General features: G+C 59.8%; 21 protein-coding genes. 8 read left to right on the forward strand and 13 right to left on the reverse strand.

Annotated features, from left to right (window positions below):
* Nucleotides 1–2 precede the first annotated feature (2 nt).
* Nucleotides 3–509: a disulfide bond formation protein B gene (locus ELB75_RS08760; RefSeq protein ID WP_126983593.1), complete on the forward strand. Its 507-nt coding sequence runs from the start codon at nt 3–5 to the stop codon at nt 507–509.
* Between the two features lie 227 nt (nt 510–736).
* Here the strand turns inward: ELB75_RS08760 and msbA are convergent, their stop codons facing one another.
* The 3 genes from msbA to adk form a co-directional block, all read right to left on the reverse strand.
* Nucleotides 737–2551 (reverse strand): lipid A export permease/ATP-binding protein MsbA, encoded by a 1815-nt coding sequence (gene msbA, locus ELB75_RS08765; protein WP_126983594.1) that lies wholly within the window; start codon nt 2549–2551, stop codon nt 737–739.
* Between the two features lie 173 nt (nt 2552–2724).
* Complete coding sequence (locus ELB75_RS08770) at nt 2725–3243, reverse strand: CNP1-like family protein (protein WP_126983595.1); 519 nt, start codon at nt 3241–3243, stop codon at nt 2725–2727.
* A gap of 83 nt (nt 3244–3326) precedes the next feature.
* Nucleotides 3327–3974 carry an adenylate kinase gene (gene adk, locus ELB75_RS08775; RefSeq protein ID WP_126983596.1) on the reverse strand — a complete coding sequence of 216 codons (648 nt, stop codon included), beginning with the start codon at nt 3972–3974 and terminating at the stop codon, nt 3327–3329.
* 215 nt (nt 3975–4189) lie between these two features.
* Here adk and ELB75_RS08780 point away from each other — a divergent pair, with 215 nt between their 5' ends.
* The 7 genes from ELB75_RS08780 to ELB75_RS08810 all read left to right on the forward strand — a co-directional run bounded on the left by ELB75_RS08780 (nt 4190) and on the right by ELB75_RS08810 (nt 12263).
* Nucleotides 4190–5335: a M14 family metallopeptidase gene (locus ELB75_RS08780; RefSeq protein ID WP_126983597.1), complete on the forward strand. Its 1146-nt coding sequence runs from the start codon at nt 4190–4192 to the stop codon at nt 5333–5335.
* Nucleotides 5332–6123 (forward strand): peptidoglycan editing factor PgeF, encoded by a 792-nt coding sequence (pgeF, locus tag ELB75_RS08785; RefSeq protein ID WP_126983598.1) that lies wholly within the window; start codon nt 5332–5334, stop codon nt 6121–6123. The genes ELB75_RS08780 and pgeF overlap by 4 nt, the downstream gene beginning before the upstream one ends.
* Nucleotides 6124–6458: 335 nt before the next feature.
* Entirely contained in the window at nt 6459–6671 is a 213-nt protein-coding gene (gene rpsU, locus ELB75_RS08790) for a 30S ribosomal protein S21 (RefSeq protein WP_023886457.1), read from the forward strand.
* Nucleotides 6672–7380: 709 nt separating this feature from the next.
* A complete protein-coding gene (locus tag ELB75_RS08795) occupies nt 7381–8151 on the forward strand; it encodes a (Fe-S)-binding protein (RefSeq protein WP_126983599.1) in 771 nt (256 codons plus the stop codon).
* Nucleotides 8148–8846, forward strand: a complete 699-nt coding sequence (locus ELB75_RS08800) for a LutC/YkgG family protein (protein ID WP_126983600.1) — start codon at nt 8148–8150, stop codon at nt 8844–8846. Before ELB75_RS08795 ends, ELB75_RS08800 begins: the two co-directional genes overlap by 4 nt.
* Nucleotides 8843–10297 (forward strand): LutB/LldF family L-lactate oxidation iron-sulfur protein, encoded by a 1455-nt coding sequence (locus ELB75_RS08805; RefSeq protein ID WP_126983601.1) that lies wholly within the window; start codon nt 8843–8845, stop codon nt 10295–10297. The genes ELB75_RS08800 and ELB75_RS08805 overlap by 4 nt, the downstream gene beginning before the upstream one ends.
* Nucleotides 10298–10706: 409 nt before the next feature.
* Nucleotides 10707–12263: an L-lactate permease gene (locus tag ELB75_RS08810; protein WP_126983602.1), complete on the forward strand. Its 1557-nt coding sequence runs from the start codon at nt 10707–10709 to the stop codon at nt 12261–12263.
* 331 nt (nt 12264–12594) lie between these two features.
* Here ELB75_RS08810 and dinB read toward each other — a convergent pair whose 3' ends face one another.
* The 10 genes from dinB to arsC all read right to left on the reverse strand — a co-directional run bounded on the left by dinB (nt 12595) and on the right by arsC (nt 24999).
* The gene (dinB, locus tag ELB75_RS08815; RefSeq protein ID WP_126984268.1) at nt 12595–13680 is read right to left on the reverse strand and encodes a DNA polymerase IV; all 1086 of its coding nucleotides are present in this window, start codon (nt 13678–13680) and stop codon (nt 12595–12597) included.
* A gap of 312 nt (nt 13681–13992) precedes the next feature.
* Nucleotides 13993–15753 (reverse strand): assimilatory sulfite reductase (NADPH) hemoprotein subunit, encoded by a 1761-nt coding sequence (gene cysI / locus ELB75_RS08820; protein ID WP_126983603.1) that lies wholly within the window; start codon nt 15751–15753, stop codon nt 13993–13995.
* A 113-nt stretch (nt 15754–15866) separates the two neighbouring features.
* The gene (locus ELB75_RS08825; protein ID WP_126983604.1) at nt 15867–17648 is read right to left on the reverse strand and encodes an assimilatory sulfite reductase (NADPH) flavoprotein subunit; all 1782 of its coding nucleotides are present in this window, start codon (nt 17646–17648) and stop codon (nt 15867–15869) included.
* A gap of 367 nt (nt 17649–18015) precedes the next feature.
* Nucleotides 18016–19344 (reverse strand): sulfate adenylyltransferase subunit 1, encoded by a 1329-nt coding sequence (locus ELB75_RS08830; protein WP_126984270.1) that lies wholly within the window; start codon nt 19342–19344, stop codon nt 18016–18018.
* Between the two features lie 262 nt (nt 19345–19606).
* The gene (cysD, locus tag ELB75_RS08835) at nt 19607–20527 is read right to left on the reverse strand and encodes a sulfate adenylyltransferase subunit CysD (RefSeq protein WP_049350896.1); all 921 of its coding nucleotides are present in this window, start codon (nt 20525–20527) and stop codon (nt 19607–19609) included.
* Nucleotides 20528–20669: 142 nt separating this feature from the next.
* The gene (locus ELB75_RS08840) at nt 20670–21449 is read right to left on the reverse strand and encodes a phosphoadenylyl-sulfate reductase (protein ID WP_126983605.1); all 780 of its coding nucleotides are present in this window, start codon (nt 21447–21449) and stop codon (nt 20670–20672) included.
* 11 nt (nt 21450–21460) lie between these two features.
* The gene (gene cysG / locus ELB75_RS08845) at nt 21461–22909 is read right to left on the reverse strand and encodes a siroheme synthase CysG (RefSeq protein WP_126983606.1); all 1449 of its coding nucleotides are present in this window, start codon (nt 22907–22909) and stop codon (nt 21461–21463) included.
* Between the two features lie 504 nt (nt 22910–23413).
* Nucleotides 23414–23836 (reverse strand): CopD family protein, encoded by a 423-nt coding sequence (locus ELB75_RS08850; protein WP_126983607.1) that lies wholly within the window; start codon nt 23834–23836, stop codon nt 23414–23416.
* A 102-nt stretch (nt 23837–23938) separates the two neighbouring features.
* A complete protein-coding gene (locus ELB75_RS08855; RefSeq protein WP_126983608.1) occupies nt 23939–24604 on the reverse strand; it encodes a YdcF family protein in 666 nt (221 codons plus the stop codon).
* Between the two features lie 32 nt (nt 24605–24636).
* Nucleotides 24637–24999 (reverse strand): arsenate reductase (glutaredoxin), encoded by a 363-nt coding sequence (gene arsC / locus ELB75_RS08860; RefSeq protein WP_126983609.1) that lies wholly within the window; start codon nt 24997–24999, stop codon nt 24637–24639.
* Nucleotides 25000–25167 lie beyond the last annotated feature (168 nt).

Consider the following 25167-nt stretch of genomic DNA (forward strand, 5'->3'; position numbering starts at 1 on the left):
TCATGATTGGTTCTTATCGAAAAATCCTGTTGGGCATCTTTGCCGTGGCGGCGGTGTGCACGGCGATGTCGTTGTATATGCAGTATGGGCGGGGCATGGATCCGTGTGTGATGTGCATTATCCAGCGGGTGTCGATTATTTTCGTGGGGCTGCTTTCGCTGCTCGCCATGCTGCTGCCGCTGAAGCGCCGTTGGGCGCAAACGGTGGCGGCGATGCTGGTAAGCATTCCGGCGCTATGGGGCGGCTGGACGGCCATCAGCCAGCTGCACCTGCAAAGCCTGCCCATAGATCAGCAGCCCTCTTGTGGCGCGCCGTGGACTTTCCGCTTGCAGGGAGCGCCGCTGTTTGATTGGTATGAGCCGATTATCCGCGGCTACGGCCAATGCGGCACGGTGGAATATTTCTTGAGCGTGCCGTTCCCTTGGTGGTCGCTGCTGGCTTGTGCGTTTATCTTGGTCGGTCTGTGGGGCGGCTGGTGGGTGATGCGCCATCATGAAGTAGCGGAGTAGAAATTTTCAGGTAGCCTGTTGCAATATACAGGCTACCTGAAAATTTTGGGATTGATTGAATGGAAGGCTGGCTGAATATTTCAGGCAACCTTAATGCGTGCTAATCCGGCTTATTGGCCGGAATGCCGGCATTGCAATCCAATCCATGCAACACTTGCCTGCAAACATACTAAAAGGCTACCTGAAAGATTTCAGGTAGCCTTTGCTTTTACTCCTTTGCAACAACGTTAAAGCACACCCGATAGGCTTTCGGCGGCTTCTGCCTGTTGCGCCTGCTGCTCTTGCTGTTCGTGGAACTGCATACGGTAGAGGTCGGCGTAGCGGCCGCCCTTAGCAAGCAGCTCGGCATGTTTGCCCTGCTCGACAATCCGGCCTTCGTGCATCACCACAATCTTATCGGCCTGCTCGATGGTGGAGAGGCGGTGCGCCACCACCAAAGTGGTACGCTGCTGCATGAGTTTGTCGAGCGCGGATTGCACTAGGCGTTCGGATTTGGTGTCGAGCGCGCTGGTGGCTTCGTCCAAAATCAGGATGGGCACGTTTTTCAGCAGGGCGCGGGAGATGGCGATGCGCTGACGCTGGCCGCCGGAGAGTTTGAGGCCGTTTTGGCCAATTTCAGTTTGCAAACCCTGCGGCATGGCAGAGATGAATTCCCAGGCGTTGGCCGCTTTGGCCGCTGCTTCAATAGCAGCGGGGTCGGCATCGAAACGGCCGTAGGCGATGTTTTCGGCCACCGTGCCGTTAAACAGCACCATGTCTTGGCTCACCAGCGCCATTTGTTTGCGCAGGGAGGCCATGCTGTATTCGCGGATGTCGCGCCCGCCGATACGCACTTCGCCCGTAGTGGGATCGAAGAAGCGCGGCAACAGGTTGGCCAGCGTGGTTTTACCGCAGCCGGACGCGCCCACCAAGGCCACCACGCTGCCGTTGGGGATGCGCAGGTTGATGTTGTCGAGGCTGTTGCGGGCGGCGCTTTCATAGCGGTGGCTCACGTTCACCAACTCGATATCGCCGGTGTCCTCGCTGAGGGTTTCGGTGCCGTTATCGGGCTCAACCGGCTCGTCTAAAAACTGGAACACGCTCTCGGCGGCAGCCAGGCCGCGCTGCAGCGAGGAAGAAATGCCGGTCATGCGCTTGATGGGGTCGAACATCATCAGCATGGCGGAAAGGAAGGACATAAAATCGCCGGCGCTAAACGAATCGGAAGCGGCGCGGGCGGCAGCCAAATAAAGGATGGCGGCCAGCGCGGTGGCAATCATCAGCTGGGTTACCGCCGTGCTGAAGGAGTTGGCGGCGGTTTGCTTCACGCCGTTGCGGCGCACGTTGATGGCGGTTTCATCGAAGCGGTTTTTCTCGTACTCCTGCCCGCCATACACTTTAATCACCCGCTCGCCGGTGATGCTCTCGCCCAGCACCTGTGTCATCTGCCCGGCATATTGCTGGCTTTCGCGCGAAAGCTGGCGCAGGCGTTTGCTCACCTGGCGCACGCACCAGGCCAGCACCGGAATCAGAATCAGCGTAATAATCGTGAGCTGCCAATCCAGATACAGCAGGAAACACAGCAAGCCCACTACGGTAATGCCGTCTTTGGCGGTTACGGTTACCACATTGAAACCGGCCTCGGTAATCTGGCTGGCATCATTCATGATGCGCGACATAATCCGCCCGCTGCCGTGTTGGCTGAAATAGCCGGCCGGCAGCTTGAGCATTTTGGCAAACATTTCACGGCGGATTTGCTGCACTAAGTGGCCGGAAAGGTAGCTGGTGCTGTATTCGTTGATGAAGTTGAAAATACCGCGCAAGATAAACAGGCCGATAATCGCCAGCGGTACCCAGCGCATGGCGGAGAGGTTTTTCTCCACAAAGCCTTCGTTAATCAATGGCTTGAGCAGCCATGCGAAAATCGGCCCGGTAGCGGCCACCACCACCATGCCAAGCACGGCCAGGGAGAAAATGCGCAGATAGTTTTTCAGGTAGCCAAACAGCCTGCGGTATAAGGCCAGGCTGCTGACTGTAGTGTGCGGGGTAGGAGACGAAGACATGGCGGCCTCTGCCGTTGAAAACGGCGATTGTAAGGCAAATCGGGGGCGGGCAACAATGCTGCAAGGCCGCTTTAGCAGGGTTTAACCTAAATTTGTAGCTGGCTGGAAAAAGGCTACCTGAAACCCAAACCGGTTTGCAGGTAGCCTTTATCTTGCATTAAGCATACATAGCGCTAATGCAGCCCGCCCAGGCTGCGGATGCGTTGGTCGAGCTCTTGCGCGGTAAGGGCACGTCCATCGTTGCAGAAAATCGCCATCAGGCGGCTGCGCACCGGGTCGTTGGCGTTCACATAGCTGTCGAACTTGCGCCATACATTATTGCGCGGGGCAATCCAGCGCCAGTTGGTGTTGTCGCCGAAAGCGAAAGATCTGAGGTGACGGTCGCCGCAGCGCATGCCTTCGTAGCTCATATTCGGCTGTCCGCCCTGCGGTTGCACCGCCAGCACATAACGCATGCTGCGGTCGGCAGCCTGCTGCACGGGCAGCTGCAGCCAAACTTTGTTGCGGTAGGTGGGGTTGATATACAGCTCAAACCACTCGCCTTGCTGCAAATCGGGATAAGCGGGCAGCACCACGGCAGCCTCTTCCCACGGCTTTTCTTCTTCCGGCATGTAAGAGCGGTTTTCACGCAATTCGGCCGAAGCGGCGGCGGAAAGCGCCAACACACAGGCTGCAAACCATAGTTTTTTCATTGCTTTTCCTTTTCTAGGTAGCCTTTTGGTTTCAGGTAGCCTGCTATCGCTTGGAGGCTACCTGAAAACTTCTTACTTCCTGTTTATTTGCCCAAGGCAGACAACACCGCCGCTTTCACGGCTTCCACCGGCTGCGTGCCGTCGATTTTGATGTAACAGGGTGCGTTGTCACCGGTGAGCCGGCTGTAGAAGCCGATGAGCACGGCGGTTTGCTTGTGGTACACGTCCAGGCGGTTTTTCACGGTTTCCTCGCGGTCGTCGTCACGCTGGATCAGATCTTCGCCGGTAACGTCGTCTTTACCTTCCACTTTGGGCGGGTTGTAGCGGATGTGGTAGGTGCGGCCGGAAGGCAGGTGCACACGGCGGCCGGCCATGCGCTCGAGAATCACCGCATCTGGCACATCGATTTCCACTACCGCATCCAAAATCACGCCTGCCTCCTGCATGGCTTCGGCCTGCGCCAGCGTGCGCGGAAAGCCGTCAAACAGGAAACCGTTTTTGCAGTCATCCTGCGCAATGCGCTCTTTCACCATACCGATGATGATGTCGTCGCGTACCAAACCGCCTGCATCCATAATCTTTTTGGCTTCCAAGCCCAGCGGCGTACCGGCTTTAATGGCGGCACGCAGCATGTCGCCGGTGGAAATCTGCGGAATACCGAAAGCAGCCGTGATGAACTGCGCCTGCGTGCCTTTGCCCGCACCGGGTGCGCCCAATAACAAAATCTTCATTATCTCTTCCTTTAAAATCAACACAAAAGCATGGCGGCGGCCATCTTCCAACAGGCTACCTGAAAAACGCCGCCGCCCAATCTGCCGCACAGTTTAGAGCCCCTGCCGCAAAAAATCCAGTTTCCGCCGCCCTTTCCCCGCCCCACCTTCCCTAGAAAGGCTACCTGAAAAGCATTACAATCCCCGCTTCCCCTCCTCAAGTAGCGAGACCTGCCATGCCCAAAATCAGCAGCAACTTCGATGCCGGCGCCATCAGCGTAATCGACAGTGCCGACAGCCAAAACATCCGCCTCGCCCTGCGTGGCGACAATGCCGCCTCCTTCAGCCAGTGGTTTTATTTCCGCCTGCAGGGCGCGGCCTACCAGCCCTGCCGTATCCGCATCGAAAACGCCGGCCAATCGAGCTACCCCGAAGGTTGGGAAGATTATCAGGCCACCGCCTCCTACGACCGCAGCAACTGGTTCCGCGTACCCACCCGTTATGAAGACGGCGTGCTCACCATCGAGCACACCCCGCTGGCCGGCAGCGTGTATTACGCCTATTTCGAGCCCTACTCCCACGAGCAGCACCTCAACCTCCTCGGCGACGCCCAAGGCAGCGGCCTGTGCCAAATCGACGACCTCGGCAGCACCGCGCAAGGCCGCGACATCAACCTGCTCACCATCGGCCACCAAGCCGCCAGCGACCTCAAAATCTGGATTATCGCCCGCCAGCATCCCGGCGAAAGCATGGCCGAATGGTTTGCCGAAGGCCTGCTCTCCCGCCTGCTCGACCACCAAGACCCCACCGCCCGCGCCCTGCTCGACTGCGCCACCTTCTATATCGTGCCCAATATGAACCCCGACGGCGCCGCCCTGGGCAACCAGCGCACCAACGCCGCCGGTGCCGACCTCAACCGCGAATGGCAAAACCCCAGCCCCGAGCGCAGCCCCGAAGTGTATGCCGTGCGCCGGAAAATGCACGAAATCGGCGTAGATTTATTCCTCGACATCCACGGCGAAGAAGTCCTGCCCTACGTATTCGCCGCCGGCTGCGAAGGCAACCCTTCCTATGATGCACGCCTTGCCGCGCTCGAAGCCGCCTTCAAAACCGCCCTGCGCCAGGCCAGCCCCGATTTTCAAGACGAATACGGCTACCCCAAAACCGCTCCCGGCCAAGCCAACCTCGCCATTGCCAAATCCTACGTGGGCGAAACCTTCGGCTGCCTCTCCTACACCCTTGAAATGCCCTTCAAAGACAACATCAACCTGCCCGACGACGACTTCGGCTGGAACGGCCAACGCTCCCTGCGCCTGGGCGAAGCCATCCTCAGCGCCATCCTCGCCGTCTGCCCGCAACTGCGCCCGGATGAAACCGCATGAACGGCCAATTCCCCGCCAACAGCTTTGCCGCCAACTTAGGGCTACCTGAAACTTCAGGTAGCCTCCTGCACGCCGATTGGCCCGCGCCAAGCAATGTCCACACCTTGATTACCACCCGCCAAGGCGGCGTCAGTCAAGGCCGTTTCGCCAGCCTGAACGTGGGCGACCACGTGGGCGACGACCCCGCCGCCGTGGCCGAAAACCGCCGCCGCGTGCAAACGCACGTTCCCCTGCCGCTGGCCTATCTGTGCCAAGTACACAGTAATCGCGTAGTGCCCGCTGCCGACTGCCTTGACGCTCCGCCGGAAGCCGATGCCGCTTTCGACCGCAGCCGCCGTGCCGCCTGCGCCGTCATGACTGCCGACTGCCTGCCCGTGCTCCTCTGCGACCGCGCCGACAGCGTAGTGGCCGCCGCCCACGCCGGCTGGCGCGGTCTTGCCGGCGGCGTGCTGGAAAACACCATCGCCGCCATGCAGGCCGATCCGACCGACCTCCTCGCCTGGCTCGGCCCCGCCATCGGCCCCGACGCTTTTGAGGTGGGCGGCGACGTTTTAGCTGCCTTCACCCAGGCCGACCCCGCTGCCGAAGCCGCTTTCGAACCTATCGGCGGCGGCAAATATCTGGCAAACATTTATCTGCTCGCCACCCAAACCCTGCGCCGTGCCGGCGTTAGCCAAATCTACGGCGGCCGGCATTGCACCGTGCTCGAGCGCGATCGCTTCTTCTCCTACCGCCGCGACGGCCAAACCGGCCGCATGGTCAGCGCCGTGTGGCTGAGCCCGGAGTAAGCAAGTAAAGGCTACCTGAAAGCCCATGCTGCCGATTTAAACCCAGCATGGGCTTTATCGCGAAACACTTATTCCCTCATACGCCGCTAGCGCCTTGCCCTGCTTGACAAATCCGGCCGTAGCCGCCATAATTCGCGCCTTTATATGCAGCCCTTTCTGCTGCCTAATATTTTGGCGCACCACTCAACCGGTGCAGCCGCCCCGATTAGGAGGTGATTGTTTCCGCCCCGGCTCTTCTTATCCAGCCCGCACCAGCCAGTGCAAAAGTGATAAATCAAACCATTTTCTCGGGCACCATTGCCCGGCAACAAATAAAATATTTTAAGGATGACAAAATGCCTTCTATTCGCGTAAAAGAAAACGAACCGTTTGAAGTAGCCATGCGCCGTTTCAAGCGCTCTATCGAAAAAACCGGTCTGCTCACCGAGCTGCGTGCCCGTGAAGCCTACGAAAAACCGACTACTGAGCGCAAACGCAAAAAAGCCGCTGCAGTAAAACGTTTGCAAAAACGCCTGCGCAGCCAACAGCTGCCGCCGAAACTGTACTAATCTTTGAGAGAAACCAACACAGCCCGTTATCACAACCGGCTGTGTTTTTCTTTGGCCGTCAGCCGAAAAGGCTACCTGAAAATATAGTAGATTAAAATTGCAATGATACGGCGTTGCCAACGCCCTTATGTACTACCCGTACACGGCGGACGTTGCCGCCTTGTCTCATTTTTATTTTAATCCACTATATAAGTGGGTATAAAACACAAGATTTCCACGATTGTTGCAAACAAGAATAAGAGAGAAAAGGCCATGCCATATCATCTTTATCCCAAACCGACTATAACTTTTCAGGCAGCCTTTCTTAAAAAACACACTTCCCAAATAAACACTTTTACTGCCCAAATATAGTGGATTAACAAAAATCAGAACAATGCGGCGAACCGCAGACAGTGCACACGTTACGGCAAGGCGAGACAACGCCGTACCGGTTTTTGTTAATCCACTATACAATATCCCAAAGTTCATTTTCCGTCTTGATGGCTACCAGCTTTTATAAGCGATACGGCAAAGACAAAACAACGCAGCAACATTCTTATTTTAGGTCACTATATTGGCAGTTTCCCCTCCGGCCGTATCTTCATCCTATCCAATTTCAGCCATAATTTCATAATCCCTTGACCGCCTAAAAGCATATCGCTTAAAGTAGCGCGCTTCTGCCACAGGCAAAGCACCGATTGATTCTTAAATAACCATAAGAAGCATTATCATGAACACCAACCAAACCACTCCGCACGGCGGCAAGCCCGCCGATGTTTACTTTTTCGGCACCTGCCTTTTGGATTTGTTTATGCCGGAAGCAGGCATGGACGCCATCACACTGCTGGAGCAGCAAGGCATTAAAGTGCATTTTCCGATGGAGCAAAGCTGCTGCGGGCAGCCTGCATTCTCATCGGGCCACCGCGAAGAAGCGTTCGATGTGGCCAAGGCACAGCTTGATTTGTTCCCCGAAAACTACCCCATCGTCGTGCCTTCCGGCTCTTGCGGCGGCATGATGAAGCACCATTGGCCCAAATTATTCAAAGGCAGCGAATACGAGCAACGCGCCAACGAATTGGCCGGCCGCGTGGTTGAGCTGACCAATTTCTTGGTGGACATCGGCTACGAGCCCAAAGACGTGGGCGCGCCGGTGAAAGTGGCGGTGCATACTTCCTGTGCGGCGCGCCGCGAAATGGGCGTGCACATTACCGGCTGGAAGCTGATTGACAGCCTGCAAAACGTGGAACGCATCGTGCACGACCACGAAAGCGAATGTTGCGGCTTCGGCGGCACGTTCTCCGTGAAGCAGTCCGACATTTCCGGCGCGATGGTTACCGACAAAGTGGCCGCGCTGAAAGAAACGCAGGCCACGGAAATCGTGAGCGCGGATGCAGGCTGCATGATGAACATCGGCGGCAAAATCGCCAAAGACGAGCCGGACATGCCCAAACCCAAACACATTGCCACATTTTTGCTGGAACGCACAGGAGGTAAAGCATGAGCGCGCGCGACAATATCCTAGCCAAACTCCGCAAAGCCAACGCCTATCCGATGGCGGAACCGCAAACTTTCGATTACTACCAAGAAATGTCGCCCGAATGGGAAAGCGAAACCGACCGCCTGCGCCATTGGGCGGCCACCATGCGCGCGGTGAAAACCGAGATTTTCTGGGTGCGCGAACACGATTGGGAGCAAAAACTGGTGGAAGTCGCGCGGCAAAAAGGCCTGCAAAACATGCTGCTTTCGCCGCAAACCGAACACGGCCGCCGCGCCCAAGCGGCCTTGCAGGCTGCTTCCGTGGAAACTCGCGCCTTCGCCAAACCGATCGACGATTGGAAAGACGAATTCTTCGCCGACGTGCAGGCTGGTTTCACTTCGTCCGTTTGCGGCATCGCCCACACCGGCACGATTATGCTGGTTTCCTCTCCCGAAGAACCGCGCAGCCAAAGCCTGGTTCCCCCCGTGCACATCTGCCTGTTCGACACACGCAAAATGTACGACACCTTTCATGCGGCCCTGCATGGCGAAGCCTTAATCGAAGCCATGCCCACCAATATCATTTTGGTGTCCGGCCCGTCAAAAACCGCCGATATCCAATTAACCCTTGCCTACGGCGCACACGGTCCGCGCGATATGGTCGTATTGGCCATCCTGCCCGAGAATATCGACCCCGCCGATTTGGAGAATGCCGCATGAGAACCGAACAAACCGTACACTTCCATCCGCGCCCTGAAACCTTCAAAGCCAACGCGCGCGAGGCCTTGGCCGACAAACCTTTGCGCAAAAGCCTGCGCACGGCCATGGACATGCTGATGACCAAGCGCAAAATCGTGCTGTCGGACGAGCAAGAACTGCAAATGCTGCGCACCCTGTGCGAGCACATCCGCCAGCGTTCGCTCTCCAAACTGCCCGATTTGCTGGAACAACTGGAAAACAACCTGACCAAATTAGGCGTGAAAGTGCATTGGGCGGAAACACCCGACGAAGCCTGCCGCATCATCCACGGCATCATCATGCACCATCAGGGCAAACTGATGGTGAAAGGCAAATCGATGGTGAGCGAGGAAATCGAGCTGAACCATTATCTGGCCGACCGTGGCATTAAAGCCGTGGAAAGCGACTTGGGCGAATACATCGTGCAGATGGCCGGCGAAAAACCGACCCACATCGTGATGCCCGCCATCCACAAAACCAAAGAGCAAGTGAGCGAACTGTTCCACAACAACATCGGCACACCGCTGACCGACGACGTGGACCAACTCACCGGCTTTGCCCGCCAAGCCCTGCGCGACGCGTACCGCACCGCCGATGTCGGCTTGAGCGGCGTGAACTTCGCCGTGGCCGAAACCGGCACGCTGTGCCTGGTGGAAAACGAAGGCAACGGCCGCCTGTCCACCACCGTGCCGCCCGTACACATCGCCATTACCGGCATTGAAAAAGTGGTGGCCAAACTGTCCGACATTCCGCCGCTCTACAGCCTGCTGCCGCGCAGCGCCATCGGCCAAAACATCACCACTTATTTCAACATGATTACCGGCCCGCGCCGTTCCGACGAGCTGGACGGCCCGCAGGAAATGCATCTCGTGCTGCTGGACAACGGCCGCAGCCAGGCCTACGGCGAAGAGCAAATGCGCCGCACCCTGCAATGCATCCGCTGCGGCGCGTGCATGAACCACTGCCCCGTGTACACCCGCATCGGCGGCGCGGCCTACGGCACCACCTACCCCGGCCCGATTGGCGAAATCCTGTCGCCGCACCTGCTCGGTTTGGAGCCCACCCGCAACCTACCCACCGCCTGCACCATGTGCGGCGCGTGCGTGGAAGTCTGCCCCGTGAAAATCCCGATTACCGAGCAAATGCAGCGCCTGCGCGAAGAAGCCCAGCGCGCGCCCGACGAAGCCGTGCCCTATCCGATTAAAGGCCAAGGCGCGTCGCACACCTTGGGCGAACAACTGGCTTGGCGCATGTTTGACGGCATCTTCGCCGGCAAAACCGCCTACCGCATATTCGGCGCGCTGGCCACCAAATTCCGCGGCCTGACCCCGGGCAAACAGCTGACTTGGACCGACAACCACGTGCCGATGAAGCCCGCGCCCAAATCGCTGCACCAGCTGATGAAGGAAAAACAGCAGAAAAACGGCGGCTAAATCGAGTGCAGGCTGCTTTTCGGACATAGGAATAAGAAGGGCAGCCTGCAACGCCGGAACGGTTTTGGTTTGGCAGAAACCAAAGTTTCCGGCCGGCCTTTTTCAGGTAGCCTGAATGCCGCCAAAGGTTCGTTCCGAACAAACCAAAGTGCAGGCTGCTTTTGCATCGCCCGAACCGATTGGAAAATCGGGAAAACGGTTTTCAGGTAGCCCAAACGCTGAAAAGGTTCGCCACACAAACCGAAGTGCAGACTGCTTTTAAAACATTTAAACCGATTGAAAAATCGGAAAACCAGTTTTCAGGTAGCCTGTCTGCCGACAAACCCAATCCGCCGCCTGTTTTCAGGCAGTCCCCAAAAGCAGCCTGCACCCCGGGCTGCCCCTTTTTACCGACACACACGGAGACATCATGAGTATCGCCCTTTCCGTCTTTCCCATATTATTGCTGATTATTTTGATGATCGGCTTCAAAATGCGCGGTGACCGCAGCGCCATCTTGGCTGCATTGTCCGCGGTTTTGATTGCCATTTTTGCCGTGCCCAATGTGAGCGGCTTCATGCCCCCCGCAGGCTACGGCGCCGGATATGTCGGCTGGGCATTTGCCGAAGGCGTGTTGAAAGCCATCTTCCCCATCCTGATTGTGATTCTGATGGCTTTGTTCAGCTATAACGTGCTGCTGGAAAGCAAACAGATTGAAGTGATTAAACAACAATTTACCAATATTTCCAGCGACAAACGCATTCAGGTGCTGCTGATTGTGTGGGGCTTTGGCGGCCTGCTGGAAGGCATGGCGGGCTTCGGCACGGCGGTGGCCATTCCGGCCGCCATCTTGATTGGTTTGGGCTTCAGCCCGCGCTTCTCCGCGCTGGTATCGCTCATCGGCAACAGCGTGGCCACCGGCTTCGGCGCGGTCGGCATCCCCGTGATTACCTTGGCCAAAGAGGTGTTCGGCACGGCGGTAACTTCCGAGCAGACCCATGCCATTGCCGGCGACGTGGTGATTCAGCTGGGCTTCTTGATGTTCTTGGTGCCGTTCGTCATCCTGATGCTGACCGACACTTCTAAAAAATACCTCGTGCCCAACATTATCCTGTCGGCCGTGGTGGGCGGATTGTCGCTGGGCGTGCAGTTTGTGGCCGCTTATTTCATCGGCGCGGAAACGCCTGCCATCTTGGGCAGCATCGCCTGTATCGTCTTCATCGTGCTGTATGCCAAAATGACCGAGAAAAAAGATACACCGGCCGATAAAGCCATCAGCATGGGGCAAATGGCGAAAGCATGGGCGGTGTACGGTTTCATCTTGTTCTTCATCATCATGGCCAGTCCGCTGTCCGGCCCCATCAGCGGGTTTTTGAAATCCACGCTGGTGAGCAAAATCCACCTGCCGATTTATGAGAAAGGCATATATTTCTCCTTCGGCTGGTTGTCTAACGCCGGCTTAATGCTGTTTTTGGGCGCGTTTATCGGCGGCTTGGTGCAAGGCGTTTCCGCCGGCAAACTGTTCCAGATTCTGGGCCAGACTTTGGTGAAAATGAAGGCTTCGGGCATCACCGTGATCTGCCTGGTAGCTATGAGCGCGATTATGAGCCACAGCAGCATGATTGCCGTGATTGCCAAAGGCTTGGTGGACGCCACCGGCACGTTCTATCCGCTGGTTGCACCGCTGGTAGGCGCCATCGGCACCTTCGCCACCGGCAGCGACACTTCTTCCAACATCTTGTTCGGCAAACTGCAAGCCTCCGTGGCCGACCAGCTGCACATGGGTAAATCATGGCTCGCCGCCGCCAACACGGCCGGCGCGACCGGCGGCAAAATCATTTCGCCGCAAAGTATCGCCATCGCCACCGCCGCCTGCGAACAGCAAGGCCAAGAAGGCGCCTTCCTGCGCTCGGCCATGCCTTATGCGATTGTGTACGTGATTATTGCGGGCATTACCGTGTATTGCTTTACCATGATGGCGCTGTAACGCCGTCGGCAAACAAGGCTACCTGAAACCTGCTTCGTGGATTGCTGCAAAACCGGTTTCAGGTAGCCTTCATTTCAGCCAGCTTACCGCCATAAGGGCTACCTGAAAATCTGTATGCCCAGCCAACTTACTCTCGCTACAGCATTGTTTCGCCTTGCCGTAGCATTTTTATAGTGGATTAACAAAAACCGGTACGGCGTTGGCTCGCCTTGCCGTAACGTGTGTACTGCCTGCGGCTCGCCGTCTTGTCCTGATTTTTGTTAATCCACTATATTTTGATTCGCCATACAAACGGCAAAACGTGCAGGCGGCCATGCCCCTTCATCGGATTTCAGGTAGCCTCTTCCGCACCTGCGCCCTCCTCCGCCCATAATTCCGGCTGGCTGCCCTGCGGCAACAGGTGGCTGACACCCAGGCCGATAAGGCGGTAGTCGCGGCCGGCAGGCATACGCTGAGCCAGCTGTCGGGCAGCCTGCTCCAGCGCGGCAGCATCAGGCAGGACGGAGGAATAGGTTTGCGAACGGGTAAGGATATGGAAATCGGCAGTTTTCAGCTTGAGCGTAAGTGTGTGCGCCTGCACTTGTTTGCGTTGCGCCTGTGCCCATAAATCTTGCGCCAAATCAGCAAGATGACGGACGATTTTACTCAGCGGCAAATCCTGCGGCAGGGTGATTTCGGTGGAAATCTGCAAGCGCTCGCGCTGCGGCTGCACGGAGCGGTTGTCAATGCCGCGGGCGAGGTCGTAGAGGCGGTAGCCCCAGCGGCCGAACAGGTTAACCAATTCGCCGCGCTGCATTTTTTGCAAATCCCCGGCCGTTTGCAGGCCGAGGGCGTGCATTTTTTGCAGCGTCTTTTTGCCCACGCCGGGAATTTTGCCCAGCGGCAGGGTGAGCAGGAATTGGGCGATGCGCGGCGGCGGGATCACGAATTGGCCGTTTGGCTTGCGCCAATCGGAAGCGATTTTGGCCAGAAACTTGTTCGGCGCGATACCGGCGGAGGCGGTGAGGCCGGTTTGTCGCAAGATTTCGGCGCGGATAGCAGTGGCGATTTCGCTGGCATAAGGCAGATTTTGCTTATTATGGGTAACGTCCAGATAGGCTTCGTCCAGCGAGAGCGGTTCGACCAAATCGGTATGCTGCCGGAACACGGCATGAATCTGCTGCGACACTTCGCGATACAGATGAAAACGCGGCGGCACAAACACGGCCTGCGGACACAGTCGCCGCGCAGTAGCAGCAGGCATGGCCGAATGCAGCCCAAAACGCCGCGCCTCGTAAGAAGCCGCACATACCACCGAACGGCCGCCCTCCCAAGCCACCACCAAAGGCTTGCCACGCAGATGCGGCTGCTCGCGCAGCTCTACCGAGGCGTAGAACGCGTCCATATCGATGTGGATGATTTTTCGTTCGGCAGGCATGGCGGGGCGGGGGGCGGAAAGAATGCCCGGATTATAACGCGGGCAGATAGTGGGGATAGATGAAAGGCTACCTGAAAATTTTAGCTTTGCAAATTTCCGCAAAGCTTTAGTGGATTAACAAAAATCAAGACAAGGCGGCGAGCCGCAGACAGTACACACGTTACGGCAAGGCGAGACAGCGCCGTACTGGTTTTTGTTAATTCACTATATAACGCGGTCAGATAGCGGGGATAGATGAAAGGCTGCCTGAAAATTTTAGCTTTGCAAATTTCCGCAAGGCTAAAATTTTCAGGTAGCCTTTTTCTTGCCGAATCAGGCGGCGGTGGATTTCCAAAAGTCGCGCGGCGGGTCGAGCACGGGTTGGACGATGCCGGTGCGCACGGCATAGTCGCCGAAGCCTTCGTCCGGCCGGCGGTTGCGTGCCCAGTCGCCGATCCAGTCTTCCAAGATGGCGATGATTTCGGGCTCGGTGATGTTTTCTTTGTAGAGGCGCGGGATGCGGGTGCCGATGCGGTTGCCTCCGGCAAACAGGTTGTAGCGGCCGATGGCTTTGCCCACCAGGCCGATTTCGGCCAGCATCGAGCGGCCGCAGCCGTTGGGGCAGCCGTTTACGCGCAAAACGATGTGTTCGTCCCCCACGCCGTGTTTGTCCATGATGGCTTCCACCCGGCTGACGAGGCCGGGTAGGAAGCGTTCGGCTTCGGCCATCGCCAGCGGGCAGGTGGGCAGGGCGACGCAGGCCATGCTGTGTTCGCGCTGCTTGCTGACCTGGCCGATCAGGCCGTGTTCGCGGGCGATTTTCTCGATTTTCTTTTTGTCGCGCGGCGGCACGCCCGCCACGATGAGGTTTTGGTTGGCAGTAAGGCGGAAGTCGCCTTTGTGGATTTTAGCGATTTCGCGCAGGCCGGTTTTGATGGGTTTGCCGGGGGTGTCGATGATGCGGCCGTTTTCGATGAAGAGGGTGAGGTGCCAGTTGCCTTCTTCGCCTTTCACCCAGCCGATGCGGTCGCCGCGCGTGGTGAAGTGGTAGGGGCGGATGGGTTCGAAGGTGATGCCCATGCGTTTTTCGACTTCGGCTTTGAAAATGTCCACGCCGACGCGTTCCAGGGTGTAGCGGGTGCGGGCGTGTTTGCGGTCGCTTCGGTTGCCCCAGTCGCGCTGGGTGCTGACCACGGCTTCGGCGCAGTACAGGGTGTGGCTGAGCGGGACGAAGCCGAATTCGTAGGAGGTGTTGGGATAGGTGCTGGTGTTGCCGTGTTCGCTGGATAGGCCGCCGCCGACGAGGACGTTGAAGCCGACAAGGTGGCCGTTTTCTTCGATGGCGACGAAGCCCAAATCGTTGGAGTGGATGTCCACTTCGTTGTCGGGCGGGATGACGACGGCGGTTTTGAATTTGCGCGGCAGGTAGTTTTTGCCGAGGATGGGCTCGACATCGTCCGCCACTTCTTTAATCAGCGGTTTTGGGGCTTCGGTGCTGAATACTTTTTCGCCGTCCAGCCAGATGTCGGCGTAGGCGGTGGTGCGCGGCAGCAGCTGCATGCTGATTTTCTTCGCCCATTCGTGCGCTTCTTTGTGCAGGCTGCTTTCCACGGGGTTGGTGGTGCACAGCACGTTGCGGTTCACGTCGCTGGCGGTGGCGATGGAATCGAGGCCGAGTTTGTGCAGCCATTGGTGCATGGGTTTGATGTCGGGCTTCAATACGCCGTGGTATTGGAAGGTTTGGCGGTTGGTGAGCCGGATGGAGCCGTAGAGGGTGTGCTCGCCGGCGAATTGGTCGATGCCCAGCCACTGCTGCGGGGTAATCACGCCGCCGGGCAGGCGGCAGCGCAGCATCATGCTTTTGAGCGGCTCGAGTTTCTGTTCGACGCGTTCGGCGCGGATGTCGCGGTTGTCCTGCTCGTACATGCCGTGGAAGCGGATGAGCTGGAAGTTGTCGCCTTTAAAGGCGCCGGTGAGGCCGTCGGTGAGGTCGTCGGAAATGGTGCCGTGCAGGTAGTCGCTCTGATCTTTGAGCCGTTCGTTGTCGGACAGCGGGGCGGCGGGGAGTTTGGCGCGGGGGTCGGGGTTGCTCATGGTTGGGTTCCTTTGGGTTCGGGTTGTTTTGGGGCTGTCTGAAAGGCGGTTTCCCGTTTTCAGGCAGCCTGTCCGTTTCCTGCTCGGGGCTACCTGAAAAACAGCCGCTGTTTTCAATACACGTCGCGCTGGTAGCGGCCTTCCTGGCGCAGGTTGTCGAGGTATTCGTCTGCGTCGTCGGGGCTCAGGCTGCCTTGTTCGGCGATGGTGTCGAGCAGGGCCTGTTCCACGTCTTTGGCCATGCGCGAGGCGTCGCCGCATACGTAGATGTGCGCGCCCTGCTGCAGCCATTGCCACAGTTCGGCGGCTTCTTCGCGGATTTTGTGCTGCACGTAGATTTTCTCTTCCTGATCGCGCGACCAGGCGAAGTCGTATTTGTTGAGCAGGCCGTCTTTCGCCCAGCCCTGCCATTCGGTTTGGTAGAGGAAGTCTTGGGTGAAGTGCTGGTTGCCGAAAATCAGCCAGTTTTTGCCATTGTCGCCGTTGGCGGCGCGCTGCTGCATGAAGGCGCGGAAGGGGGCGACGCCGGTGCCAGCGCCGATCATGATCACGGGCGTTTCCGGGTTTTCAGGTAGCCTGAAGCGGGGGTTTTCTTCCACGAACACGCGCACGCTGCCTTCTTCTTCCAGCCGCCCGCCCAGAAAGCCGGAGGCGACGCCGGTGCGCGGGATGCCGTTGTGTTCGTAGCGCAGCACGCCCACGGTGAGGTGCACTTCCTCGCCCACTTCTTCGGGCGCGGAGGAGATGGAGTAGAGGCGCGGGGCGAGCGGGCGCAGCAGGCCGGCGAGCTGTTCGGCGGTGAGCGTGGCGGGGTATTGCGACACGATGCCGGCAATCGGATTGGCGGCGGCGTAGGCGGAAGCGTCGGCGGCGGCCTGCTTCAACTCGGGGTTGCCGGAGATTTCGGCGTAGCCCTGCACGAACTGCGGGGTGTTCAGGCCGATTTCCCAGTCGTGCAGCAGGGCTTCGCGCACGGTTTTGCCCTGTCCGCCCGCGTTCACCGGCTCGTCGCCCTTGAGCGAGACGGCGGCGAGGATTTCGTCCACGACGGCGGGGTCGTTTTCAAACCATACGCCCAGCGCGTCGCCCGCGCGGTATTGCAGGCCGGAGCCGGAGAGGTCGATTTCGATGTGGCGCACGTCTTTTTCCGAATCGCGGCCGGTGATTTTCTGGCGGGCGAGCAGGGTGGCGGGAAAGGGGTTGGCTTTGTTGTAGGCGGATGCGGGCGCGGCGGGGCTGCCCGAAGCGTTGCCGGTATTGGCTGCAGCGGCGGGCGCGGCGGCCAGGCTGCCCACCAGCGGCACGATTTTATCCAGCCAGGCGGCGGCTTCGGCCTGGTATTCCAAGTCGCAATCCTGCCGCTCCAGCAGGCGTTCGCCGCCGAGTTTGGCTAACAGTTCGTCGAAACTTTTGCCCGCGCCGCAGAACATGGGGTAGCTGGAGTCGCCCAGACCGAGCACGGCGAATTTGAGGCCGGAAAGCTTGGGGGCTTTTTTGCCGCTGAGCAGTTTGTAGAGGCTGAGCGCTTCTTCGGGCGGCTCGCCTTCGCCCTGGGTGGAGGTAACGAGCAGCACGAGTTGTTCGCCGGCGATGTTTTTGGGCTTGTAGTCGGCGGCGGCGGTGTGGGCGGCGTTCACGCCGGCGGTGGCAAGCCTCTGATGCAGCTCTGCGGCCACTTTGCGGGCGTTGCCGGTTTGCGAGGCGGAAATCACGGCCACGCGCAGGGGTTCGGCGGCGGGGGCGGCCAGAGCGGGGGCTGCGGCGGCAGGCGCACCGATGCCGGGCTGCACGGCCTGCCCGCCGGCCTGCGACCAGCAGTAGCCGGAGAGCCAGGCCAGCTGCAGGGGGTTGAGCGCGGCGATTTGGGCGGCGAGTTCGGGGGGAAGCGGGTTCATGGCGGGTTCCTTGGGGTGGTTTGTTATGGGCTGGGGCTACCTGAAAATTAAGAGGCGGATTGTTGGGTTACGGCTTGCAGCCTAATCCAACCTACTCTTGCTAATCTTGCTGCGGGCTACCTGAAATTTGGCCGTCGGGTTTTCAGGTAGCCCGTCTTGCGTACTGCGGGTTGCCTTTAAGGTTTCAGGTAGCTCTCGGGGTTTATGCAGACCTTGCGGCCTGCTGCCCTCTCCCGCGGGAGAGGGGGGATGGGTTTCAGGTAGCCTTCTCTCACGGGAAGGGGCGGCGGTTTCAGACGGCCTTTGTTTGTTCTGTTCGGCATTTATGTCCGCTCGGCGGGCTACCTGAAAGCTGGCCGTCGGGTTTTCAGGTAGCCTGTTCTGCCTGCTGCGTTTCGCCTACCGCTTCTGCATCGGCCAGTATCATGCCGGCGGCGGCGGTGTGGTTGGTGGCTTCGTCTATCAGGATGAAGGCGCCGGTGGCGGGGTTGGCGGCGTAGGGGGTGCAGACGAGGGGTTGCGCCAGTGTGAGCTCGACTTCGCCCAGGTCGTTCATTTCCAGTGTGTTGCGCCCGGCGGAGTGGCTGAGGGTGTGCACGTCCCACACGCGGCGTACGGCGGCGATTTTGGCGGGCACGGTGCGGGTGGTGTGTTTGAGCAGGTATTTGCGGGCGGGATTGAGCGGGCGGTTGTCGAACCAGCACAGGGTGGCGGCAAGGCGGCGCTGCGGCGCGAGGGGGCTGGCGGCGGAAAGGATGGTGTCGCCGCGCGAGATGTCGATGTCGTCGGCGAGGAGAAGGGTGGCGGGTTCGCCTGCGGTTGCCTGATCCACGCTGCCTTTGAGGCCGATGATGCCGCGCACGCTGCTTTCGAGCCCGGCGGGTTCGACGCGGATTTTGTCGCCCACACGCACGCTGCCGGCCTCGATGCGGCCTTGGTAGCCGCGGAAGTCGTCTTGTTTGCTGCCGTCGGCGCGCTGCACGAGCTGTACGGGGAAGTGGAAGTCTTGCGGCGCTTCGGACACGCCTTCGCCTGCGGGCAGGCTTTCCAGCACTTGCAGCAGCGAGCCGCCTCGGTACCACGGGGTGTGGGCGCTTTCGTGCACGATGTTGTCGCCGTTGAGGGCGGAGATGGGGATGAAGCGGGTTTCGGGCAGGCCGAGGGTGTCGGCCAGTTCGCGGTAGGCGGCGGCGACGGCGTTGAATTTTTCTTGGCTGAAGCCGAGCAAGTCCATTTTGTTGACGGCCACGATGATGTGCGGGCAGCGCAGGTGGCGCAGGATGGCGGAGTGGCGCTTGGTTTGCGGCAGCAGTTGCAGCGGCTGTTGGGAAAAATCGAGCTGGGCGGCGTCGATGAGCAATACGGCGGCGTGGGCGGTGGAGGCGCCGGTTACCATGTTGCGGGTGTATTGTTCGTGGCCGGGGGTGTCGGCGATGATGAATTTGCGGCGGGCGGTGGCGAAGTAGCGGTAGGCCACGTCGATGGTGATGCCTTGTTCGCGTTCGGCTTCGAGGCCGTCGGTGAGGGCGGAGAAGTCGATCGCGCCTTGGCTGCGGCTGCTTTCGAGGCGGCGCACCTGGTCGCCGAGCAGGGCTTTGCTGTCGTAGAGCAGGCGGCCGATGAGGGTGGATTTGCCGTCGTCCACGCTGCCGGCGGTGATGAAGCGCAGGGGGGCTTGGCGGTGGGGGCTGGTCATGATGTCGGGCTTTCTTTGGGTGGGTTGTTCGGGTTTCAGACGGCCTGGGCGGCGGGTCTGCGCTGTTTCGGGTTCGGCTGCCTCCGTCTGCACGGGGCGGGGCGAAGTGCTTTCAGGCTGCCGCCGCCGTTTTGCGGGCTCGGGCGCGGGCATTCGCGTTCCACATCCGCTTTGGCGTTGTGTCGGCTCGCGCTGCGGCCTGCCTTGCGGCTTTTTAGGCTACCTGAAAAACGGTGCGGGGCTTTTTCAGGTAGCCTTCGGGCTAGAAATAGCCTTGTTTCTTGCGCTGCTCCATGGCGGCTTCGCTCACTTGGTCGTCCATGCGGGTGGCGCTGCGCTCGGAGATGTCGGCCAGGGCGGTTTCGGCGATGATTTCGGCGGGGGTGGCGGCGCTGCTGGCCACGGGGCAGGTGCAGGAGATGTCGCCCACGGTGCGGAAGCGCACGGACAATTCTTCTATCTGTTCGCCTTCGCGCGGCGGGGTGAGCTCGGTTACGGGCACTAAGAGGCCGTTGCGGCGCACCACTTGGCGGCGGTGGGCGTAGTAGATCGGCGGCAGGGCGAGCTTTTCGCGTTCGATGTATTGCCAGATGTCGAGTTCGGTCCAGTTGGATATGGGGAACACGCGCAGGTTCTCGCCGGGGTGCAGGCGGGCGTTGTAGAGCGACCAGAGTTCGGGGCGCTGGTCTTTGGGGTTCCATTGGCCGAATTCGTCGCGGAAGGAGAAGATGCGCTCTTTGGCGCGGGCTTTTTCTTCGTCGCGCCGCGCGCCGCCCATCAGTGCGCCGAAGCCGTGCTCTTCGATGGTTTCGAGCAGGGTAACGGCTTGGGCGGCGTTGCGGGAGTCGGTTTCGCGCCGCAGCACCACCGTGCCTTTGGCGATGGAGTCTTCTACGCTGCCGACGATGAGCCGTGCGCCGGATTCCCGGGCGGTTTGGTCGCGGAAGGCGATGACTTCGGGGTAGTTGTGGCCGGTGTCGATGTGCACCAGCGGGAAGGGCAGCGGGATGCTCCGCCCGGGCACGGCGAAGGCTTTGCGGGCGAGGGCGAGCAGGACGACGGAGTCTTTGCCGCCGGAAAACAGGATGGCGGGGTTGCGGCATTCGGCCAGCACTTCGCGGATGATGTGGACGGATTCGGCTTCGAGCCAGTCGAGGTGATCGTTTTGCAGGGTGGCGCTCATGGCGGGCTTTCTGTGTCGGGTTGGTTGTTCGGGTTGCGGTTTCAGGTAGCCCGTAGCGGGCTGGGCTACCTGAAAATATCGGGCTTGCGGCGGGCTGAAGAGTCCCTTACGTTTTTTCAGGTAGCCTTTTGGGTTGCGGCGGCTATTTGTGCAGGCCGCATTCTTTGCTGTCGCGGCTTTCCCACCACCAGCGGCCGGAGCGGATGTCTTCGCCTTCCTTCACGGGCATGGTGCAGGGTTCGCAGCCGATGCTGGGGTAGCCTTGGCGGTAGAGTTCGTTGAATGGCAGGCGCTGCTGCAGGGTGTAGGCCCACACTTCCTGTTCGCTCCAGTCGAAAATCGGGTTGTATTTGGCGATGCCGCGCGCGCTGTCGTGTTCGGCCAGGGCGAGTTCGCTGCGGGTTACCGACTGCCCGCGGCGCTGGCCGGTGAGCCAGGCGTCGGCATCGGCCAGGGCGCGGTTGAGCGGCTCGACTTTGCGGATGTGGCAGCAGCGCTTGCGCAATTCCACGCTGTCGTAGAAGGCATTCAGGCCGTGGGTTTGCACGTATTCTTCCACCGCTTTTTCTTCGGGGTAGTAGAGGCGGAAGTCGAGCGCGGGGTAGCGGCGGCGCACTTCGTCGGCCAAATCGAGGGTTTCGGCGTTGAGGCGGCCGGTTTGCAGCATGAACACTTCCACGCGCAGGCCTTGCTGCGCCAGCAGGTCGGTAATCAGCATGTCTTCCACCGCCAGGCTGCTGGCCAGCTTCACGCGGCTGTGGCGGCGGTAGATTTCCAGCAGGCGGCGGCGCAGCGCGGCGGTTTTTTCAGGTAGCCTTTGGTACACGGCGGAAATGGGGCGGGGAATCTGCCACAGCTTGGGGCGGAAGGATACGGCGGAAGCGGTTTCTTCGCGGACAACCGGAATTTCTCGGATATTCACGGCATTCCCCCTCATGCCGCCTGCCCGGCCGCTGCGGCGGGCTGCGGCTGCACATACCGGCCGCCCTGTTCGTCCTGCCGGCCGGGCTGTCCGCCGAACCAGGCCAAATCCTGCCGCAGCGCCACGGTTTCGCCGATCACCAGCAGGGCGGGCTGGGCGGCTTGCGCGGCCAATTCGGGCAGTTCGGCCAGGCTGCCGGAAAACACCTGCTGATGCGGCAGCGTGCCGCAGCTGATGACGGCGGCAGGCGTGGAGGCGGCACGGCCGTGCGCAATCAGCTCGCGCGAAAGTTCGGCGGCCTTAATCGTGCCCATATACACCACCAGCGTCTGCCGGTTTTGCGCCAGGGCGGGCCAGTCGGGCGCTTCGGCGTCGATTTTGCGGTGGCCGGTGATGAACATCGCGCCATGCGCGTGGTCGCGGTGGGTGAGCGGGATGCCGGCGTAGGCGGCGGCGCCCAGTGCGGCGGTGATGCCGGGCACCACTTCGAACGGAATGCCCGCTTCGCGCAAGGCTTCCAATTCCTCGCCGCCGCGCCCGAACACGAACGGGTCGCCGCCTTTGAGCCGCACCACGCGTTTGCCCGCGCGGGCATGGCGCACCAGCAGGCGGTTGGTTTCCTCCTGCGGCACACTGCCGCCGCCGGCGCGCTTGCCCACGCAGATTTTGTCGGCATCGCGCCGCACCAAATCCAGCACCGCATCCGACACCAGCGCGTCGTACAGCACCACGTCGGCTTCCTGAATGCGCTGCAGGCCTTTGAGCGTGAGCAGGCCGGCATCGCCCGGCCCCGCGCCCACCAGCGCCACTTCGCCGCTTTGCGGCTGCTCCCCGGCCAAATGCCGCCACACCAGCTGCCCGGCCTCGCGGCTGCGGCGGCTTTCCGCCAAACGCCGGAAGGCGGCGGAAGCAAACAGCCTTTCCCAGAAGCGGCGGCGCTGCGTCGTGCTGCCGAGCCGCGCCTTTACGCGGCCGCGCCATTGCCCAGCAATCTGCGCCATCACGCCCAAACCCTGCGGCAGCAAGGCTTCCAGGCGTTCGCGCAGCAGCCGCGCCAGCACCGGCGCCTTGCCGCCGCTGGAAATGGCGATTTGGATGGGGTTGCGGTCGATAATCGAGGGGAAGATGAAGTTGCAGCGGGCGGGGTCGTCCACCGTGTTCACCAGCAGGCGGCGACTCTGCGCGGCTTGGAACACCCGCTCGTTCAAATCGGAATCGTCGGTGGCGGCCACGGAGAGGAAGGCCGTGTCGAGCAGTTCGGGCGAGAACGCGCGCGCCGCCCACTCCACCCTGCCCGCGCCGTGCAGCGCGGCCACTTTCGGATGCAGCCGGCCCGCCGCAATGCGGACAACCGCGCCGCAGCGCAGCAGCAGGCGGATTTTGCGCAAAGCCACATGACCCGCGCCCACCACTAGCACGGGGCGGCCTTTCAAATCGGCAAACAGGGGGAAGTAGTCCATTTCCGTTCTCACTCTAAAACCGTGCGCCTATCATAGGCGAAGCGGCGGGGGGAACGGAAAGACTGATTTCGCCATTAGATAGAAGGAAAAATTATATGTGGTGCAACAGATTGTTTTGTATGCCGTTATAAGAGAGAGGGCTGATCGGCAGCCAAGCCAAGGGAAAGCTTGGGAGAGGGTTCGGACAGCTTCAAATCACAGGGCTACCTGAAAAATGAAGAAGGCTGCCTTTTTCAGGTAGCCTTTTATCCAATCTGAATAGCGGATGAACGAAAACTGGGTAAAGCGGCTGGCTGCAGGCAGTATGCACATACGGCAAGGCGGGGCACGCAGCATTTCGGCCATCAGCCAGCAAAGCTACCTGCAACCAAAGCGCCATTCCCCGCCCCGCCCTGCCCATCAAAAAAGTTGCCTGCAACCGCAATGGGCATCACCTGCCGCCATAACAAAAATTTTCAGGTAGCCTCCCGTTTTGGAAAGGCTACCTGAAAATCCGTATCCGCACTAAAACGGCTTATACACCACCAAATACAGCGCCGCCGCCATCACCAGCACCGGAATCTCGTTGAACACGCGAAACCAGCGGTGCGAATAGCGGTTGCGCCGCTCTTGGAAATCGATAAGCAGGCGGTAGCAGTAGAAATGGTAGCCCGCGAGGATAACGGCCAGCGTGATTTTGGTGTGCACCCAACCCTGCCCCCACCAGCCGGTGAAAAACGGAATCAGCAGCCCGAACAGCACCGCGCCGATGCCCAACGGCGTCATGAATTTAAACAGGCGCTGCGCCATGCCCAGAAGCTGGCGGTATTCCGTGCTGCCTGTCGGCACCATGGCTAGGTTCACATAGATGCGCGGCAGGTAAAACAAGCCGGCAAACCACGAAATAATAAAGAAAATATGCAGCAGTTTGAACAGCAGATAATACATAGGGCTACCTGAAAATAATGTGAACTGAATAAAGGATTACCGTTACCGCCCACTCCTCCCGCCCGCAGGCAAATGATGGCGGCAGGGCGACGGCGTGTTGCACTACTGCCCCGCTTGCCTTGAAAGCAGGTAATCACGCCCATAGGCGGCGACGGTTTCGCTCAGCCGCCACCACTGGAAGGCCATCAGCGACAGCACTTCGCTGGCCATGAATTTGGCGCGGTTCTGCCCGCTGTAGCGGCTGGTGGGCGTGGGCTCGGTTTGATAATCCAGCCCCACATAATCGGCCACGGCGGCGGCGCGGGCGAGGTGGTAGGGGTCGCTGATGATAACCACGCTTTCCAAACCGTTGTTATACATTAATGTTTTGGTATTTTCCAAATTTTGCTGCGTATCGCGTGAAGTGGTTTCCAGCAGGATGTCTTTATTCGGCACACCGTGGCTGCGGGCGTAGCGGCGGGCCACTTCGGCTTCGGTCATATAGCCCGATTTGGGCGTGCCGCCGGTGAAAATCAGCTTGCCCACCCGATTGTTGCGGTAGAGCGTGATGCCGTGATTGATGCGCTCGCGGAACACGGGCGAAGGATTTTTGCCCCAGGCCGCCGCGCCCAACACCACCGCTGCATCTGCCCGCCGGGAAGCAGTGCGCGTGCTGTAGCTGTACACCAGCCAAGTGCACCATGCGGCCTGCACCAGCAACACCAGCAGGCAGAGCTTGATGCCCCGCCAAACTTGGCGCAACAGGGAACCGCGGAATATGGCCGGCATGGTGGTCTCACATATCTTTACAACTCAATCAGTTAATCGAACAAGGCGATAATGTTTTCCAGCGGCCGGCCGATGGCGGCGCGTTGGCGGTATACCGCAATCGGGCGTTGCAGCAACGCCGGGTGTTGGTGCAGTGCAGCAATCAGCTCGTCTTGGCTCAACTCCGGCTTATCCAAACCCAACTCGGCATAGGCCGCATCGCCAGTGCGCATGATGCTGCGCACATCTGAGCTGCCGAGCTGTTGCAGCAGCCTGCGCAAATCGGCTTCGGAAGGCGGATTAGCACGGTAATCCAGCGTTTGCACGGTCACGCCCGGCTGCTGTTGCAGCCACTCCAAAGTGGCGCGGGATTTGGAACAATTCGGGTTGTGATACAGCAAAACGGTTTCGCTCATGGGATGCTCGCGGGAAAATGATGATTTAAACAGCGGCTTGTCGGTAAAAATAGCCGACGCCATTATAGTGGATGAACAAAAATCAGAACCAGACGACACAGCCGCAGACAGTACAGAAAGTACGGCAAGGCTAGCCCGCCCAGCCGGAAGAACTAGCCGCATCGGCTA

Source organism: Eikenella corrodens, from assembly GCF_003990355.1.
Classification (GTDB): Bacteria; Pseudomonadota; Gammaproteobacteria; order Burkholderiales; family Neisseriaceae; genus Eikenella; species Eikenella corrodens_B.

Excerpts from the sequence above, each read along its gene's own strand:
- ELB75_RS08850 (WP_126983607.1), bottom strand. The coding sequence starts at position 23,836 with ATGTATTATCTGCTGTTCAAACTGCTGCATATTTTCTTTATTATTTCG.
- cysI (WP_126983603.1), bottom strand. The coding sequence starts at position 15,753 with ATGAGCAACCCCGACCCCCGCGCCAAACTCCCCGCCGCCCCGCTGTCC.
- ELB75_RS08800 (WP_126983600.1), top strand. The coding sequence starts at position 8,148 with ATGAGCGCGCGCGACAATATCCTAGCCAAACTCCGCAAAGCCAACGCC.
- pgeF (WP_126983598.1), top strand. The coding sequence starts at position 5,332 with ATGAACGGCCAATTCCCCGCCAACAGCTTTGCCGCCAACTTAGGGCTA.
- ELB75_RS08760 (WP_126983593.1), top strand. The coding sequence starts at position 3 with ATGATTGGTTCTTATCGAAAAATCCTGTTGGGCATCTTTGCCGTGGCG.
- ELB75_RS08825 (WP_126983604.1), bottom strand. The coding sequence starts at position 17,648 with ATGAACCCGCTTCCCCCCGAACTCGCCGCCCAAATCGCCGCGCTCAAC.
- ELB75_RS08805 (WP_126983601.1), top strand. The coding sequence starts at position 8,843 with ATGAGAACCGAACAAACCGTACACTTCCATCCGCGCCCTGAAACCTTC.
- ELB75_RS08795 (WP_126983599.1), top strand. The coding sequence starts at position 7,381 with ATGAACACCAACCAAACCACTCCGCACGGCGGCAAGCCCGCCGATGTT.
- ELB75_RS08830 (WP_126984270.1), bottom strand. The coding sequence starts at position 19,344 with ATGACCAGCCCCCACCGCCAAGCCCCCCTGCGCTTCATCACCGCCGGC.
- dinB (WP_126984268.1), bottom strand. The coding sequence starts at position 13,680 with ATGCCTGCCGAACGAAAAATCATCCACATCGATATGGACGCGTTCTAC.
- cysG (WP_126983606.1), bottom strand. The coding sequence starts at position 22,909 with ATGGACTACTTCCCCCTGTTTGCCGATTTGAAAGGCCGCCCCGTGCTA.
- adk (WP_126983596.1), bottom strand. The coding sequence starts at position 3,974 with ATGAAGATTTTGTTATTGGGCGCACCCGGTGCGGGCAAAGGCACGCAG.
- ELB75_RS08770 (WP_126983595.1), bottom strand. The coding sequence starts at position 3,243 with ATGAAAAAACTATGGTTTGCAGCCTGTGTGTTGGCGCTTTCCGCCGCC.
- rpsU (WP_023886457.1), top strand. The coding sequence starts at position 6,459 with ATGCCTTCTATTCGCGTAAAAGAAAACGAACCGTTTGAAGTAGCCATG.
- msbA (WP_126983594.1), bottom strand. The coding sequence starts at position 2,551 with ATGTCTTCGTCTCCTACCCCGCACACTACAGTCAGCAGCCTGGCCTTA.
- cysD (WP_049350896.1), bottom strand. The coding sequence starts at position 20,527 with ATGAGCGCCACCCTGCAAAACGATCACCTCGACTGGCTCGAAGCCGAA.
- ELB75_RS08780 (WP_126983597.1), top strand. The coding sequence starts at position 4,190 with ATGCCCAAAATCAGCAGCAACTTCGATGCCGGCGCCATCAGCGTAATC.
- arsC (WP_126983609.1), bottom strand. The coding sequence starts at position 24,999 with ATGAGCGAAACCGTTTTGCTGTATCACAACCCGAATTGTTCCAAATCC.
- ELB75_RS08855 (WP_126983608.1), bottom strand. The coding sequence starts at position 24,604 with ATGCCGGCCATATTCCGCGGTTCCCTGTTGCGCCAAGTTTGGCGGGGC.
- ELB75_RS08810 (WP_126983602.1), top strand. The coding sequence starts at position 10,707 with ATGAGTATCGCCCTTTCCGTCTTTCCCATATTATTGCTGATTATTTTG.